Origin of the sequence: Haloarcula quadrata (genome assembly GCF_003634715.1) — an archaeon.
In the GTDB taxonomy this organism is placed as follows: domain Archaea; phylum Halobacteriota; class Halobacteria; order Halobacteriales; family Haloarculaceae; genus Haloarcula; species Haloarcula marismortui.
Map to the genome: position 1 here is coordinate 2,837,841 of NZ_RBWW01000001.1, position 15,301 is coordinate 2,853,141.

Annotated in this window: 19 protein-coding genes and 2 tRNA genes; 17 read left to right on the forward strand and 4 right to left on the reverse strand. The window is 60.7% G+C overall.

Annotation, left to right across the window (positions count from 1 at the left end):
* The first annotated feature begins 13 nt into the window (after positions 1–13).
* On the forward strand, positions 14–1,213 hold the full coding sequence (aroC, locus tag BDK61_RS14605; protein ID WP_121303599.1) for a chorismate synthase: 1,200 nt from the start codon (positions 14–16) through the stop codon (positions 1,211–1,213).
* 1 nt (position 1,214) lies between these two features.
* Complete coding sequence (locus tag BDK61_RS14610) at positions 1,215–1,841, forward strand: uracil-DNA glycosylase (RefSeq protein WP_004963190.1); 627 nt, start codon at positions 1,215–1,217, stop codon at positions 1,839–1,841.
* Here the strand turns inward: BDK61_RS14610 and BDK61_RS14615 are convergent, their stop codons facing one another.
* The gene (locus BDK61_RS14615) at positions 1,842–2,384 is read right to left on the reverse strand and encodes a hypothetical protein (protein WP_049944569.1); all 543 of its coding nucleotides are present in this window, start codon (positions 2,382–2,384) and stop codon (positions 1,842–1,844) included. It abuts the gene before it with no gap.
* Between the two features lie 100 nt (positions 2,385–2,484).
* Between BDK61_RS14615 and BDK61_RS14620 the strand changes: the two genes are divergently transcribed.
* The 15 genes from BDK61_RS14620 (at position 2,485) to BDK61_RS14690 (ending at position 14,190) form a co-directional block, all read left to right on the forward strand.
* The gene (locus tag BDK61_RS14620; RefSeq protein ID WP_121303600.1) at positions 2,485–3,237 is read left to right on the forward strand and encodes a hypothetical protein; all 753 of its coding nucleotides are present in this window, start codon (positions 2,485–2,487) and stop codon (positions 3,235–3,237) included.
* A 26-nt stretch (positions 3,238–3,263) separates the two neighbouring features.
* A tRNA-Ser gene (locus BDK61_RS14625) sits at positions 3,264–3,347 on the forward strand.
* 201 nt (positions 3,348–3,548) lie between these two features.
* A complete protein-coding gene (locus BDK61_RS14630) occupies positions 3,549–4,823 on the forward strand; it encodes an IS4-like element ISHma1 family transposase (RefSeq protein WP_121303601.1) in 1,275 nt (424 codons plus the stop codon).
* A 438-nt stretch (positions 4,824–5,261) separates the two neighbouring features.
* Positions 5,262–6,524, forward strand: a complete 1,263-nt coding sequence (locus BDK61_RS14635; RefSeq protein WP_121303947.1) for a PGF-pre-PGF domain-containing protein — start codon at positions 5,262–5,264, stop codon at positions 6,522–6,524.
* 45 nt (positions 6,525–6,569) lie between these two features.
* Positions 6,570–6,869 carry a DUF5785 family protein gene (locus BDK61_RS14640; RefSeq protein WP_004593490.1) on the forward strand — a complete coding sequence of 100 codons (300 nt, stop codon included), beginning with the start codon at positions 6,570–6,572 and terminating at the stop codon, positions 6,867–6,869.
* Positions 6,870–6,924: 55 nt separating this feature from the next.
* The gene (locus tag BDK61_RS14645; protein ID WP_004963201.1) at positions 6,925–7,263 is read left to right on the forward strand and encodes a DUF7344 domain-containing protein; all 339 of its coding nucleotides are present in this window, start codon (positions 6,925–6,927) and stop codon (positions 7,261–7,263) included.
* 109 nt (positions 7,264–7,372) lie between these two features.
* Positions 7,373–8,146: a GTP cyclohydrolase III gene (locus BDK61_RS14650; RefSeq protein ID WP_121303602.1), complete on the forward strand. Its 774-nt coding sequence runs from the start codon at positions 7,373–7,375 to the stop codon at positions 8,144–8,146.
* Positions 8,147–8,213: 67 nt separating this feature from the next.
* Complete coding sequence (locus BDK61_RS14655; protein WP_004963207.1) at positions 8,214–8,789, forward strand: CBS domain-containing protein; 576 nt, start codon at positions 8,214–8,216, stop codon at positions 8,787–8,789.
* Positions 8,790–8,871: 82 nt separating this feature from the next.
* Positions 8,872–9,339 carry a GNAT family N-acetyltransferase gene (locus BDK61_RS14660; RefSeq protein ID WP_171814228.1) on the forward strand — a complete coding sequence of 156 codons (468 nt, stop codon included), beginning with the start codon at positions 8,872–8,874 and terminating at the stop codon, positions 9,337–9,339.
* A 32-nt stretch (positions 9,340–9,371) separates the two neighbouring features.
* A tRNA-Thr gene (locus tag BDK61_RS14665) sits at positions 9,372–9,445 on the forward strand.
* A 266-nt stretch (positions 9,446–9,711) separates the two neighbouring features.
* Positions 9,712–10,629 carry a hypothetical protein gene (locus tag BDK61_RS14670; protein ID WP_244209801.1) on the forward strand — a complete coding sequence of 306 codons (918 nt, stop codon included), beginning with the start codon at positions 9,712–9,714 and terminating at the stop codon, positions 10,627–10,629.
* Positions 10,622–11,215 (forward strand): gluconate 2-dehydrogenase subunit 3 family protein, encoded by a 594-nt coding sequence (locus BDK61_RS14675; protein ID WP_007188263.1) that lies wholly within the window; start codon positions 10,622–10,624, stop codon positions 11,213–11,215. The genes BDK61_RS14670 and BDK61_RS14675 overlap by 8 nt, the downstream gene beginning before the upstream one ends.
* On the forward strand, positions 11,212–12,894 hold the full coding sequence (locus BDK61_RS14680) for a GMC family oxidoreductase (RefSeq protein ID WP_121303604.1): 1,683 nt from the start codon (positions 11,212–11,214) through the stop codon (positions 12,892–12,894). The genes BDK61_RS14675 and BDK61_RS14680 overlap by 4 nt, the downstream gene beginning before the upstream one ends.
* A gap of 129 nt (positions 12,895–13,023) precedes the next feature.
* Positions 13,024–13,428, forward strand: a complete 405-nt coding sequence (msrB, locus tag BDK61_RS14685; RefSeq protein WP_004593495.1) for a peptide-methionine (R)-S-oxide reductase MsrB — start codon at positions 13,024–13,026, stop codon at positions 13,426–13,428.
* 48 nt (positions 13,429–13,476) lie between these two features.
* Positions 13,477–14,190: a hypothetical protein gene (locus tag BDK61_RS14690; protein WP_121303605.1), complete on the forward strand. Its 714-nt coding sequence runs from the start codon at positions 13,477–13,479 to the stop codon at positions 14,188–14,190.
* Here the strand turns inward: BDK61_RS14690 and BDK61_RS14695 are convergent.
* The 3 genes from BDK61_RS14695 to BDK61_RS14705 all read right to left on the reverse strand — a co-directional run bounded on the left by BDK61_RS14695 (position 14,163) and on the right by BDK61_RS14705 (position 15,300).
* On the reverse strand, positions 14,163–14,420 hold the full coding sequence (locus tag BDK61_RS14695) for a glutaredoxin family protein (protein ID WP_004963227.1): 258 nt from the start codon (positions 14,418–14,420) through the stop codon (positions 14,163–14,165). The genes BDK61_RS14690 and BDK61_RS14695 overlap by 28 nt on opposite strands.
* Before the next feature lie 65 nt (positions 14,421–14,485).
* Positions 14,486–14,950, reverse strand: coding sequence for a nucleoside-diphosphate kinase (gene ndk / locus BDK61_RS14700; RefSeq protein ID WP_007188260.1), 465 nt, complete (start codon positions 14,948–14,950; stop codon positions 14,486–14,488).
* Positions 14,950–15,300, reverse strand: coding sequence for a 50S ribosomal protein L24e (locus BDK61_RS14705; RefSeq protein ID WP_004963236.1), 351 nt, complete (start codon positions 15,298–15,300; stop codon positions 14,950–14,952). The genes ndk and BDK61_RS14705 overlap by 1 nt, the downstream gene beginning before the upstream one ends.
* Position 15,301: the final 1 nt, after the last annotated feature.

Below are 15,301 nucleotides of genomic sequence, written 5' to 3' on the forward strand. Positions count from 1 at the left end.
CGACACCACTGTAATGAACGGCAACGAGTTCGGTCGTCTGTTCCGCATGACGACCTATGGCGAGTCTCACGGGGAGGCGATGGGCTGTACCGTCTCCGGCGTTCCGGCGGGCGTCGAACTCTCAGAGGAAGAGATACAGAAAGACCTCGACCGGCGCAAGCCCGGCCAGTCGATGATCACCACCTCCCGGGGCGAACCCGATAAGGTGGCGATCAACTCCGGGATTCAGGACGGCTACACGACGGGGACGCCTATCGGGATGGTCATCCAGAACAAGGACGCCCGCTCGGGCAAGTACGAGCCCTTCATCACGGCTCCACGGCCGTCACACGGTGACTACACCTACTCCGCGAAGTTCGGGACCCGGAACTGGGGCGGCGGCGGTCGCTCCTCTGCCCGCGAGACCGTCAACTGGGTCGCTGCTGGCGGCGTCGCCAAGCAGGTCCTCGAACAGTCCGACTACGATGTCCAGATCAAGGCCCACGTGTGCCAGATCGGCGACGTCGAGGCTGGGCCGGTCACCTTCGAGGATATGCTCGAACACAGCGAGGAAAACGAGGTTCGCTGTGCTGACCCCGAGGCCGCCGAGGAGATGCGCGACGTGGCCGACCAGCACCAGAAGGAGGGCGACTCCATCGGCGGCGCGATTTACTTCGAGTGTCGCGGCGTCCCGTCCGGCCTCGGCGCACCCCGGTTCGATAGCTTCCCGTCCCGGCTCGGCCAGGCGATGTACTCCATTCCGGCGGTCAACGACTTCGAGTACGGCATCGGCCGCGAGGCCCGGACGACCAAGGGCAGTGAGTACACCGAGAACTGGGAGTTCGACGAAGACGGTCACCCCACGCCTGCCGGCAACGACCACGGCGGGATTCAGGGCGGCATCACGACCGGCCAGCCCATCTACGGCGAAGTGTCATGGCACGCGCCGGTGTCGATTCCAAAGACGCAGGAGACTGTCGACTGGGAGACCGGCGAAGGCAAGGAAATTACCGTTACCGGCCGCCACGACCCGGTCCTGCCGCCGCGGGCGGTCCCGGTCGTCGAGGCTATGCTCGCCTGTACGGTCCTTGACTTCATGCTCCTCGGCGGCCGCATCAATCCCGACCGACTCGACGGTCGGCCAGGCGAGTACGACACCGACTACCATCCGTCCAGCCCGCAGAACGACCCAGAGGACGCGGACACCCACGCAAAAACTATCGACGACGACTAACATGGACGCACAACAGGAGTCCAAGTCGAACCCGTTCGGGATGGACGAGGAGTGTCAGAACTGTCCCGCGCTGTGTGAGACGCGCGAGAACGTCGTCCACGGCTACGGTGACGTGGGGGCCGAGTTCATCGTTCTCGGCGATTCGCCCGCAGTCGGCGCTGACGAGTCCGGTCTCCCCTTTACCGGCGAGAACGAGCGCGAACTGCTCGACATCCTCGCCGCGGTCGATATGTGTTCGGACCCGGACGCCGACAGGCCGCAGCTACAGAACACCTTCCTGACGTACGTCACCCGTTGTCGCCATCCCGACAGGGAGGCGACCGACGAGGAAGTCGTCAACTGCGAGCCGTATCTCAACAGCGAGATACGGATGATCAACCCCGAGATCCTACTGCCGGTCGGACAACGGCCGCTCGAAGAATTGGCCTTCGAGTACACGACGATGAGCGAGGACGAACTCGACATTGAGGACCGCCACGCGACGACGATCCGCGGCCGCGGGTTCGAGATCCTCCCAATGATTCCGCCAAGCGAACAGACCGACGAACAGCGGACGGCGTTTCTGGAACACTTCAGCGAGACGCTTGGACAGGACTACCGGCAGACGAAGGGCCGACGCGGCCGGTAGTCAGGTGTCAGACTGGACTTCGGTCGCAGCGGCCTGGAGTAACTCTTTCGGGCTCGACACTGTCCCGTACTCCGTTGCTGCCTGTAGACGGTTCTCGGCGTCGTGGCGGTACTGGCTCGCCTGTGTCGACTCACCCTGTTCGCTGGCGTAGGTCATGCCGCTGAGCCATTCGGCGGCTTGCCAGAGGCAGGTCGCTTTCTTGCGTGCTCGTTCCGACCACTCGGTCAGCACGTCGTCGTTCGCTTCGCGAACAGCCGTCGTGAACTCCTCGACACTGTCCTCGAAATCCGACGCGGCACTGTCGAACCCACCGCGAGCGAGCGCCAGCTCCCCGTCTTCGACGGTCGCCAGCGCATCCGATAGCTGGCGGCGCGCCTCACGGTACCGTGTGTAGCCGAGACGGTACGCCCGCTGTGCCGCTGCCGTCCCGGATAACGTGGCTTCGCGGTCGCAGTCGCGGCACACGACCTTCGGTTGGGGCTCTCCAAGCACCCGATACTCCGACCCACATCCATCACATCTGTAGGTCTGGGATTGCTCCATATAGTTTCTCTTAGTTATCAAGTATTCCTAACATCTTATAATTGTTCCGTGGCTACACCGGAACACAAGCGACTAATCACAGTCGGGCCGAGAAGACAGTATGACTACGGTAACTGTGCTGGCTGACCCGCCAGTCGAAGGGTTCGTGTTACAGGATCTGGCGGGCGGCATCGTAGACGACGCCGAGGCCGCTGAGCTATACGAAGCCATGTTGCTCGATGTCTGTCGTGCGGTGGAGATCAGCGGTGCCGAGTTGTTGGTGAACTATCGACCTTCGGAACAGGTGCCAGACGGTGTCGATCCCGAGACCGCGGTTCGGGAGCCAGTGACAGAGGCGCTTGAATCACCGGGCAACGCCCGATTCGAGGTCCAAGTCGGGTCGACGTTCGCTGGTCGGGTCGGGAACACAGTGACGCACCTCCTTGACCGGGAAGACGTCGCAACCGTCGCCGCCGTCGAACCGACAGCGGCACTGTTGAACCGACAACTCATCGACAGCGCGGCGATGAAACTCCGGTCCAGCGGCGTGGTTCTTGGCCCCGCCGCGGGCGGCCGCGTCTACTACGCCGGGTTCGGCGAGCCGATAGATTTCGAGGACAGCTACGCCACCCCGACGGTCGAAACTATCGGCGAACGTGCTGGAGATGCCGGCCTCGACGTGGACTTTCTCCCGCCGTCAGCCGTCCTCGAAACGCGAGCAGATCTCGAAACCATCGTGCCGCTGCTCCGGGCCCGGAACCGGGCTGGTCGGGTCGTGCCGGTACGGACGACAGCGTTCCTCGATGACCTCGGAATACGTGTCATTGACGATGAGGGTTCGGCGACTGTGGTCAGAGAGACCGACAGGTCTTAGAAGGCCCACCGAATATGCTTGACTGCGGTGGGATGGCAGAGCGGTCTATTGCGCCTGCCTTGAAAGCAGGTATCCTCACGGATTCCTGGGTTCAAATCCCAGTCCCACCGTATTTTGCCACGAACAAACCGTGAGTGGCAAGTACGCCAGCTGGGATTTGAAGCCGACGAGTCGCAGCCCGCGCAACAGCGTGAGCCATCTGTCTTTAGCTAAGAGACGAACCACGTGACAGCAGCGGCTTATCGAGGCTACTTTTCGAGAGGAATGAGGAGGAGTCCGCTGTGCACACTGACACCTCCTCGTCGAGAATCATGCGTCGGCTCACTACACTGTTTCCCTCCGAGTTCCTCGAAGAGCACGCCGAGGAACTCGGCGTGGTCGAGCGAGAGGGCAAGCTTCAGATTCCTGTCCTCGTGTGGGCGCTCGTGTTCGGCTTCGCCGCAGGCGAGAGCCGAACACTCGCTGGGTTTAGACGCTGCTACAACGCTACAGCTGACGAACCGATCTCTTCTGGCGGTTTCTATCACCGGTTGACGCCTACTCTTGCAGAGTATCTCCGCGACCTCGTCGAGGCCGCGCTCGACGAGGTCGCTGTCCCTGATGCTGTTGACGCTGATATCGACCGATTCAGGGACGTGATGATCGCTGATGGAACCGTGTTGCGGTTGCACGAGTTCCTCTCTGATGAGTTTCAAGCCCGCCACGAGGAGCAGGCTGGAGCGAAGCTCCACCTGCTCCACAACGCCACCGACCAGACGATTGAACGGATCGATGTGACTGATGAGAAAACGCACGACAGCGCGCTGTTCAAGACGGGATCGTGGCTGCAAGGACGACTGGTTCTGTTTGATCGGGCGTACTTCAAATACCGCCGCTTTGCGTTGATCGACGAGAACGACGGCTACTTTGTGAGTCGGCTGAAGCAGAACGCAAATCCGGTGATAACGGCGGAATTACGGGAATGGCGCGGCCGCGCCATTCCCTTGGAGGGCAAGCAGATCCACGACGTGGTCAATGATCTCTCGCGGAAGTACATCGACGTAGAGGTGGAAGCAGAATTCAAGCGCGGCCAGTACGAGGGAACTCGGTCGCTGGACACGAAGCGGTTTCGCGTCGTCGGCGTCCGCAACGAGGACGCCGACGACTACCACCTGTACATCACGAATCTGCCGAGAGAGGAGTTTCTCCCGGCGGATCTAGCGACGCTGTATCGGTGTCGATGGGAGGTAGAAACGTTGTTCCGTGAGTTGAAAACGCAGTACGAACTGGACGAATTCGACACGAACAACCCTGATGTCGTGAAAATTCTACTATACGCTGCGTTGCTGTCACTGCTGGTGAGCCGAGAGTTGTTGGATCTGGTCACCGAGCAGGCCGACGATGAGATCGTGTTTCCGCCGGAACGCTGGGCGGCGACCTTCCGGTCGCACGCCCAGCTCATCCTCCACCAACTCGGTGAGTACCTCGGCTACTCGCCACCGCCGTTGCTGGAGCGGCTGATCGAGGATGCTCAGAAGATCCACCAACAACGACCGATCTTACAAGAGACGCTCGCTACCGCTACACAACCGAGGTGTGAGTCTTAGCTAAAGACGAATGCAGCGTGAGCAGGACCGTCTCGGCTCGGTTCAAATCCCAGTCCCACCGTATTGCTCCGAGCGAATACGCGAGGAGCCGTCGGTACACACTGGCGAGTTGAACCCTGCAAGTCCCAGCGCATGAACGCAGCACGTGTGACATCTTGCTCTGAATGACATCGAGACCAGTAGCAACAGACTACGTGGGTGACAGACGCCACCGCGAGGCTGACAGAATTCGCTGCCTTCCGATTCGTAAGGACAGTTTACCGGATCGAGGCAATCGGGCGGTTCTATGTCGGTGGTCTGGATTATATTTGAGTAATGGCACGTGAAGAGAGGTCCCCAGAGCAGCATCTTCCGAGCCTCCTCTCGGTCTGTGTCGTTGCTCTCCTCCTTGCAGCGACAGCGGCAGGCCCTGCTGCTGCTGCTGCACCACGACTGTTCGTGTCTGGCGCATCGAAAGAGGTAAACACGATACTGGCCGGTGAATCGGTAAACGTCACCGCAACGGTCAAGAACACCGGGAGCTCCGAGGGTGCGATGAGCGTTGAGTACGTGGCGAACGGAACGACGAAAGCAACCGAACGGGTAGCCGTCGATTCCGGGTCATCGGCAAAGCGGACACGGGCACTAACGTTTAACACACCTGGGACATATCAGATTACGGTCAAAAGTCCAAAACGGTCGGCTGGTACCGTTCAGGTCAAGAAAGCGACTGCGATGACGATACGACAGGATGCGACCAGCCGACAGACCGAGGTCCGCGGCGGCGCGGTTCCAACGACGAAGCCATACGAAGTCGAGATGCCGAGCGCGATGAACCGGACGTTCACGGTCCAGTCATGGACTGTAAACGCATCCCAGCGGTCGTTCACACAGAACGTAACCGAGTACACAGACCCCGCGGACGCAGACATCGCGGTACCCGATAACGACGATGCATCGGTGTTCGGTGTGGTTACCGTTGGCTCGTCAGCAGGGGTTCAGCCGTCGTCGATGCAGTTCGTGTTGAACCGCTCGAACCTCCAGTCGGCCGGGATCGATGCTTCGGCGGTCCGCGTGTATCACCGTGTGAACGGGTCATGGCAAGCCGCTGAAACGAGCGTTGTTGAGGAGCGGACTGATCAAGTCGTATACGAAGCGGACACGGCGGGCGCATCGGCCTATGCGATTGGGAAGATCGAGCCTGCATTCAGCATCACGCGAACCTCAGTCGTCAGCGAGCAGGCTCCTGAGGGGCAACGGGTCGTCGTTGAAGCGACGGTCGCCAACGACGGCAGTATCGAGGGCCCCTACGACGCACAGATGCGGGTGGACGATGCGGTCGTCAACCAGACCTCGGTGACTGTGCCAGCGGACACCGAACAGACGGTGACGCTGTCGACGGTCGTGACGACGCCGGGGACGTTCCAGATCAAGTTCAACGATGTCAACGCCGGCGAGATTCAGGTAGCCGAGAGCCAGGTCCAGACCGACGGAAACGGCGGCGCTGAACCAGAAACGGAACCGACGGGAACGGAGCCAGCGATCCAGACTGAACCCGCGGTTGACGGTGACGGCGGACTCGGCCCGCTTCCGGCGACAGTCATGGGTATCAGCACGATGCTGGTCATCGGCGGACTCCTCGGTGCGTTGCTGCTGTTCGGTGTCGTTATCGCGCTCCTCCGACGGGGTGGCAGCCGGAACGACAGCGGCTTCGAACTGTAGGCGGGGAGAGAAACCCTTTTTGTGCCAGTGTCCAGAGACTCGCGTATGGATTGGCCACACGATCCGGACGGCGAGGAAGGAAGCGAGGGCCGGCGCAAGTACGGTCACGCTGTGCTGGCGAAGAAAGTCGACGAGGACGAAGACTTCCCGCTGACCGCCGAGGAGTACGTCGAACAGTACGGAGACCACCCGGTTCGGATCGATTACGAGACGGTCGTTAGCGTGGCGGACATCTTCGAATACGTCGATCAAGAGGAGTTCGAGGACTTCCCGGACTTCCACAAATCGCTTGGGCGCGCGCTGCGCGAGGCGGACTGGTGGCCGTACAGACTCGAACAGGCCTGATTGTGTAGTGTGTGGGCACGACACATACTTGTGGGTGGACGGTGTAGCGTCGCGTATGGCGACGACATCTTCGAACGGTGACCGGACCGGACACGGGCTTCCCGAGGAGGTTGTTGCTGACCTGTTGTCGAATGACACTCGTCGGCGCGCGCTCTCGATACTGGCTGACCGCGATGAGCCAGTAGTCGTGTCAGACCTCGCGGCAGCGGTTCTCGCGGTCGAGCGTGACATCGAGCCAGCAGCGGTCCCGGACACTGCGAGGGACGAACTCACCGAGGAGTTGTTCACGGAGCACCTGCCAAAACTGACGGCGACAGACACCGTCACGTACGATTCGATGGTTGGAACCGTCGAGATACAGCGCTACGATGCGGTGCCAACTACCAACCGCTAAACTAGGCCGTGTGTCCGGAACTCGACACCGGTTCGGACCAGCTACCAGTCCGTTCTGCGGGTATATTCCGACAGAGCAATACCTATTGCTTCCAAACTGTCGATGGACAGTGACCAACACCCAAATCGCCCATATACAGATTGATAATTACGGGCCGTGGACTGTGACGCCTGAACCCCGCCGTGAAGTCGATCTTCAGACGCTCCAGTCCCGGTTGTACGCTGACCTCGCACAGTTGGTCGGGAACCGCGACGGCTACATCTTCTTCTCGCGGTTCGACAACATGATCGCCGTAACGAACGGATTGGACGAGGCAGCACACGCACTCATTCAGGAATCCGTCGGTAATCGCTACCCCGTGACGATGAGCCTCTCTGTCGCAACGGGAACGACACCCGTCTCGGCGCTGGGAACGGCGACGGAGCAACTTCAGGAGGCCGGGAGTGCACAGGACAAGGGGCGACGAGAAGTGCTACGTGGCCAGACAATCGACGAGGAGTTCCGGAAACCGACAGACGTGCAACTCGCGCATTTCGATGTCGACGACGCCACCGAGAAGTACACCGACCAACTCAACGAGTTCGACACGTTCATTCAGATCGAGCAGGGCTACGCAGCCCTCATGAAGTACATGCGCGAGGCCCACAACTCGCTGTCGTTTTTCGTCGGCGGCGACAACGTCATCGCAGTCTGTCCGGACCTGGATGAAGCGGACTACCACGACGCAATCAGCCACGTCCGCGAAGAAGTCGACGTGGAGCTGAAAGTCGGCGTCGGACGCGGGCGGACGGCAGCGACGGCCGGGATGGATGCCAAGCACGCACTAGAAACCTGTCGGGCGACTGGCGAGGCCGTCACCATCGAAACCGAGACAAGTGAATAACTTGTGAACCACGCGATATAAACGTAGTGGAGGTATCTTTTAGACCAGTCATGTGGTAATGACACACATGAACGGTGAGGTCACTGTGCGGGAGGTTATGAACAGAGAGTACGTCGGTGCAAGCGAGTCCGACGACCTCCTTGAAACGACGGAGTTGCTGATCCGAGAGGATCAGCATCCGATTCTCGTGTTACGGGGGAACGAACCAGTCGGTGTCGCGACGGACAGAGACGTACTGGCATACATCGTCGACGGCGGTGACCCGGAGACTGCCACCGTCGGCGACGTGATGCGTGAATCCATTCCGACAATTGGCCCCGATGCTGGACTCCCGGCGGCCCGGGACCGAATGGCGACACGGTCCGCCGAGTTCCTCCTAGTAACGGCTGACGGAGAGCCGCTCGGAACGCTGACTGAGCACGATATCCTCTCGACTGCACGATTAGAGAGCGAGTCGACAGACGTCGTCGAACAGCCCTCGCCGGTTGCGACAACTGGGCAGGAAGCCACGACCGACGGGATGCAGTCCGCCGCCGAGGATTCGTTCGACAGTCAGGGCATCTGTTCCGCCTGTAGCACCTTTACGCGGAATCTGGCCTCGTTCAATGGACAGCTCCTCTGTGCGGACTGTCGTGACGTCTGAGCCACTCCAGCGGCCTCTCCCCGCAAAGACGGATACAGCGGTGTAGCCGAACTGTTTTGACCGTACAACACGGAGTAGCACCGTGGAAATCGCCACCGCCTCGATGGATGACGTGGACACCATCGTCGACCTGTGGGTCCGACTGGCGGAGAGCCAGCGTGCCCACGGGTCACATCTGTTCGGGGACCGCAACCGGACCGCGGTCCGGGAGACTGTCGTACAGCGCATCGTCGCCGAGAATGTTCGTATCGCCCGCATAGACCAGCACATCATCGGGTTCGTCATGATGACTCTCGACAGTGGCCGGTACGAACAGGACGAGACGCGGGGCATCATCGAGAACATCTTCGTCGAACCGGTCCACAGGAACCAGGGAATCGGCAGCGAACTGCTCGATACAGCGGAGGAACTACTCCGCCAGGCCGGTGCAGATATCCTTGCGCTGGAAGCGATGGCAGACAATGAGTCCGCCCGACAGTTCTATCGAGCACACGGCTACGCACCACACCGAATCGAACTCGAAAAGCCGACCGAAAACGATACTCTCTAAACGGTCCCCACACAACGCAGGTATGCAACCGTGCCAGGGGAGCTTGGGTGGTCCAAGCACTCGACTTGTAATCGAGAGTTCGTGGGTTCAAATCCCACCCCTGGCTTCGGCGCTTTAATTCGGAACTGAACTGCAAAAAGACAGCCGAAGCCACCGCTTTTCGATTCGTTCCCGAAGTGTAGCCGTGACCCGTGATCGGTATCTGTGGCGCGCCCGGTTCGCTCGACACCATCCTGTTGGAATACGTGGGCACGGCTCGGAGCCAGTGTCGAGGAAGCCGTAACCGTGGATATATTTTGAATTAAATTGTGGCTAACAATACTGGAATGGCATTATTCAGGGTGTATGTGGGGGAGAGTCAATCGATTCAGGGTGGGTAGAGACGACCAAGTGACGATTACGCTGGCGGCTGTTCTCGGGTTTCTCTTAGTTGAGATAGCAACGCGGACAGCTATCTCGATGGCGTATGTCGGTGGCGCGTTCGTCGCAGCGACCGTTCTCGTTGGTCCCACAACACCGCTCGGTGGCGTCGCTGGGCTCATCATCCACGACGGCTTCCATGGGACCATCGGGTACTGGACGGCAGGCACGACGGCATGGGTACTGGCTTTTGCCTGTGGAGTCGTGTGGCTCGCTAGCGGACTCTCTAGCGGTCAGGAAAGGCAGGGCCTGGAATCGATGCATCGGGTGGCTCCGGCCTACGCCGGAATCATGCTGGTCAGTGGGGTCAATGCAACAGCGTTTGGGGCATGGCTGGTAATGGTTCTGGGGGCGCAACGCTTTTACACGGCCGTTAGTGGATTCCTTCCGGGAGTTCTCGCGGCTGTTGGATTCAGCGTGTTTGGACTGGCCGCTATTGGAGCCGTCAAACGTCTCGGTAGCTATGTCGGCCAGACAGACACTCGTGGCCACTCGTTGTTCGAATCTGAGAGCCACAGACGAAACCCTAAGGGGCCGACCACTGGGACGGCTATCGGCGTGTTTTTCATCGGCACTGGGTGGCTGTGTGGCGTCTCGGCGCTCGATGTTTTCGTCCACGATCTGGGACTGTATCCGACAGCAAGCGCATTCCGCGCGTTCGTCACCGGCTTCCTCGGCAGCGGTTCGCCGATAGCTACTGTTGGGACAACCGCCCTGCTCAGTGTGTATAATTACGGTGAACTGGCAGTGGTTCTCTCAGCGCCAGTCGCGCTAATCGCTATGCTTTGGTGGTGTACCTACCACGAGCAGGTCCTCTCATCCACTGTGCATGGTGTTGGGATTATCAGCGGAGGGCTGTCCAATGACTGAAAACCAGTCCGAGTCAGACGATGGCGTTCCGAGCAGACGCCAATTTCTCACAGCCCTCGGTGGCACGGCATTCGCGGCTGCAGGCTACGGATATGGCACCGACTCTCCCGAGTTATTGGCTGCCGATTCTGCGACGGAGTCTAGCTCCCATCCAGCATCGGCAGCCCACATCGACGCGCTGACGGCTATCGCCAGCGCGGTGTACCCGTCAGAGGTCTCCATAGAGCGGTCGTTCATCGAGAGCCGCGTGTTTGGGCGGGTTGAACCGGAACCAGATCATTTTGACAACCTCGTTACTGCTATCGAAGCGGTCGACGATCACGCCAGCGCACGCTTTGGTGGCAGGATTGCCGACCTTTCAGCAGGGCGGCGGCGACAGGTCTTGCAGTCAATGGGCGTGACCACAGTGCATCCCACTGCTGACGGAACAACTGCGGAACGGGTCCGGTTTTATCTCGTAGGCGACCTGTTGTACGTCCTGTTTACGTCTCCTGCGGGTGGCAAACTGCTTGGGGTCGAGAATCCGCCCGGACATCCCGGTGGGAGAGAGGCATACCAGCAAGGGCCGGAGGGAGGTGAACGATGACGGCCGCAGACGACCGAACTCCGACTGAGGCTGACGTCTGTATCGTCGGGGCAGGGCCGGCTGGGGCCTTCACTGCCTACTCGCTGGCACGGCGCGGGCACGATGTCGTGGTACTCGAGGCGGGCGAACGGTTGAGTTCAGAGGACCACCACCGACGCATGGAGATGTGGCTGCGTCCGAACTTCGAACGTGACGCGTTCTGGCGTAATGGCGAACGGGATGGATACACGTCGACTGGCGACATCAATGCACGGCTTAACGAGACCCGTGTGAAGGCGGTCGGTGGCACGTCCTTACACTGGGACGCAAACACACCGCGGCTTCACGAAGAAGACTTCGAGATGAACACGCGGTACGGGGTAGCACAGGATTGGCCGATCAGCTACGACGACCTTCAGCCGTACTACGTGCGCGCCGAACGGGAGATGGGCGTTTCAGGGGCCGATGACAACCCACACGGACCGCCGCGAAAAGAGCCCTATCCACTGACAGCGTTCGAGCCGAGCTACTCGGATTCGCTGTTTGCCGAGGCCTGTGAGGAACTCGGAATCGCGATGGCGTCCCAACCGAAAGCCATCAACTCCGAGGAATACGATGACCGCTCCGAATGCGTCGGATACGGCGTTTGCAACGCCTGTCCGTCGGGGGCGAAGTACAGCGCCGAAGTCCACGTCCGGAAGGCCGAGTCAGCTGGTGCGCGGATCGTTGATCAGGTGCAGGCACTCTCCGTGGAGCACGACCGCACGGGTGACTACGTGGAATCAGTCGTCTACGCGACCCCCAACGGGCGTCAGTACCGGCAAGAGGCAGACCACTTCGTCATCGCGTGTGGCGGAATCGAAACGCCGCGGTTGCTGCTGTTGTCGGATTCGGACGTGTATCCGGATGGATTAGCCAACTCCAGCGGGGCAGTCGGTCGGTACCTCATGGACCACCCTAGCGTCAGGACGACAGGGACACTCGAAGAGCCGACACGACAGAGCAATATCGGCTGGGTTTCCAGTCGGAGCGATCAGTTCTATGCGCACGAGGAGACCGGCCCCGGGAGCTACCACCTCACGTTTAGCAACACCGCGAAGTCTACGTCAGGAGGTGCGCAGTCCAGACTTCCACCGACATCTCCATCGCGGTTCCTCGACATCGTTCGCAACCCGACTCCGGATGCACTGGCTGAACTCGCGACAGACCCGCTCAACGAGATGCAACTGGGTGACGCTCTTGAACTTCCGACGACTTCGGGACCACCGTATCCACTCTCGATACGTGGCGCGGGCGAGATGCTGCCGCGGCCTGACAACCGGGTCACACTGGATTACTCGAAAACAGATAACCACGGCCGACCGGTGCCGTCGATCAATCTTTCTGACGGAGCCCACGCTCAGGAGACGATGGAGCACTGTTTAGAGATCCAAAAGTCGATTCTGACAGAGCTCGGTGCCGAGATTACCGATGTGAAAACTCTGAGCGGGAGAGGAATGAGTACGCACCACATGGGAACAACGCGGATGGGTACTGATCCGGCAGAAAGTGTAGTAAACGAACAGTGTCGGACACATGACCTCGCGAACCTCTGGATCGCGTCGTCGAGCGTATTCACCACCGCTGGAGCGAACAACCCAACACTCACGATTGCTGCGCTCGCGCTGAAGACGGCGGATCACATCGACGAGGAGCTGTGATTGCCACACTGGCAGACGCCCTGTGCGCCGCCAGAGACGGCCATTGCATGCCGCGTCTTTGCCACCGTAGCGTGGTTGGCACTACCGGAGAGGTCTACGCTTTTACCGCTGGAGGGCGTACGGGAGAGCATGAGTGAATCCGAAGAAGAACTCCCGGATAACGACGAAGAGTGGCGCGAAATACTCTCCGACGAAGAGTACCGAATCCTCCGCGAGTCTGGAACAGAGCCGCGGTTCAGCAGCGACCTCATCGACGTAGAGGACGAGGGCGTCTTCACCTGTGCCGGCTGTGGGACGGAACTGTTCGATAGCGACAGGAAATTCGAATCAGAAACCGGCTGGCCGAGCTTCTGGGACGTGTATCAGGAAGGCAACGTCGAAACACGAGCGGACAACAGCCACGGGATGGAGCGAACGGAAGTCGTCTGTGCCGAGTGTGGCGGTCATCTGGGCCACGTGTTCGACGACGGACCAGAGCCGAGCGGGAAGCGGTACTGCATCAACGGCGCGGCGCTTGACTTCGAGTCAGAGTAACGACCACCGGAACCCTTTTTTCCGTCATTGAAGTTGATACGGCTAGACGTGACTGAACATGGGGCCGACGAGGCGGGCGACGACGGGGCCGGACCATCGGTCGACGAGTCGCTGGTCAATGAACCACCGACTGCGACTGCCGAACAGCCACAGCCGGAGAGTCACCTGCTAGCTGAGAGCCTCCGAACGTTTCCGTGGCTCCGCGCGGCCGGCGTCGCAGCCGGGACGCTGGCTGTCGAGTATCTGCTCGTCGCCCTGCTGTTTCTCGTCGGCCCGTCGTCGGTCGACCTGCCAGAACTGTCGGACCGACTAGTCCAGTACGGGTTCGTGCTGTACAACGCCCACCACGTGCCGACGCTGGTGACGGCATCGGACGCAGAGGTGTACGGCTCGGCCGCACGGAACGTCCTGTACGGCGCACAGGGAGCGAGCATCCCGCCGATAGTCTATTTTCTGATTCCGATTGTCTCGCTGCTTGTCGTCGGCGCGCTGTTCGAGCGCTATCGCGGCGATGCCCGGTCGGACAGCCTGCTCGAGGAAGCGGCGCTCGTCGGAACCGGCATCGGCTTCGGCTATGTCGCAACGGGATTCGCCGGGAGCTTCGTGTTCGTCCGGACGGTCATGTTCGATGGCGGCGGTGAGGGACAGGCCGCACCTGCGGTGCTATGGCTCCTCATTCTGCTGTTTTTCCTCCCACTGCTATTTGCGAGTCTCGGCGCGGCCGCTCGCTATCTCTACGCCGACTGGGCTTCGGGCGCGTAAGTCGTCTCGATAAGCTCGAGGATGCGGTCAGACTCGGCCATCGTGACGCCGCGGTCGTCATCGACTAGAACCGGGACCCCCCGCTGACCGGAGACCCGCTTCACCTCGTCGCGTTTCGAGTGTAGCGCCTCGACCCAGACGCTGTCGTACTCGATACCGAGTTCGTCCAGTCGGTCGGCAACCTTCTCACAATACGGACAGCCGTCGAGCTGGTAGAGCGTCAGGCTCATACTGGCGATACGGACGCCGTCCTCAAGGTGGTTGTGCTCGAAAAAACGCGGCGGTCGACCTGGCGTTACTCGTACAGCCAGGACGAGTCGATCTGGTCCCAGTCGACGAGTTCGTCCTCGTCGAAGAACAGCTCGATTTCGCGCTCGTTTGCGCCCTCGTCCTCGTGGTCGGAGCCGTGGATGACGTTCCGACCGAGGTCGAGCCCGTAGTCACCACGGATGGTGCCGGGAGCCGATTCGGCGGGGTCCGTCTCGCCCATCATGGTGCGGACCTGCCGAGTCGCGTCCTGACCTTCCCAGACCATCGCGAACACGGGCCCGGAGGTGATGAAGTCGACAAGCCCGTCGAAGAACGGCTTGTCCTCGTGCTCGCCGTAGTGCTCCTCGGCGAGCTCTTGGTCGATCTGCATGAACTTGCCGCCGACCATCTTCAGGCCGCGGTCCTCGAAGCGGGAAACGATGTCCCCGATGAGACCGCGCTGGACGCCGTCAGGCTTGACCATCACGAACGTGCGCTCGTGCTCGGACATCAGGCCTCAGCCTCCTCAGCTTCCTCGTCCGCCTCGTCCTCAGCATCTGCGTCGGCCTCGTCGGCATCAGCTTCTTCGGCGTCAGCGTCAGCTTCTGCCTCGTCGGCGTCGGCAGCAGCTTCCTCGGCTTCGTCAGCTTCGGCTTCTTCAGCCTCGTCCTCGGCCTCACCGGCTTCACCGCGAGCGGTGTCGGTCCATTCGAGGTTGCGGGCCTCGCGGCCCAGGTCGGCGTTGTTCTCGCACTTCGAGGAACAGAAGTGCGTCGTCGCGCCGTCCTTGTGGACGAACATCGTGCCCGTGCCGGGTTCGATGTCCGTGCCGCAGTAGTCACATTCGCGTGTCCGGGGCATG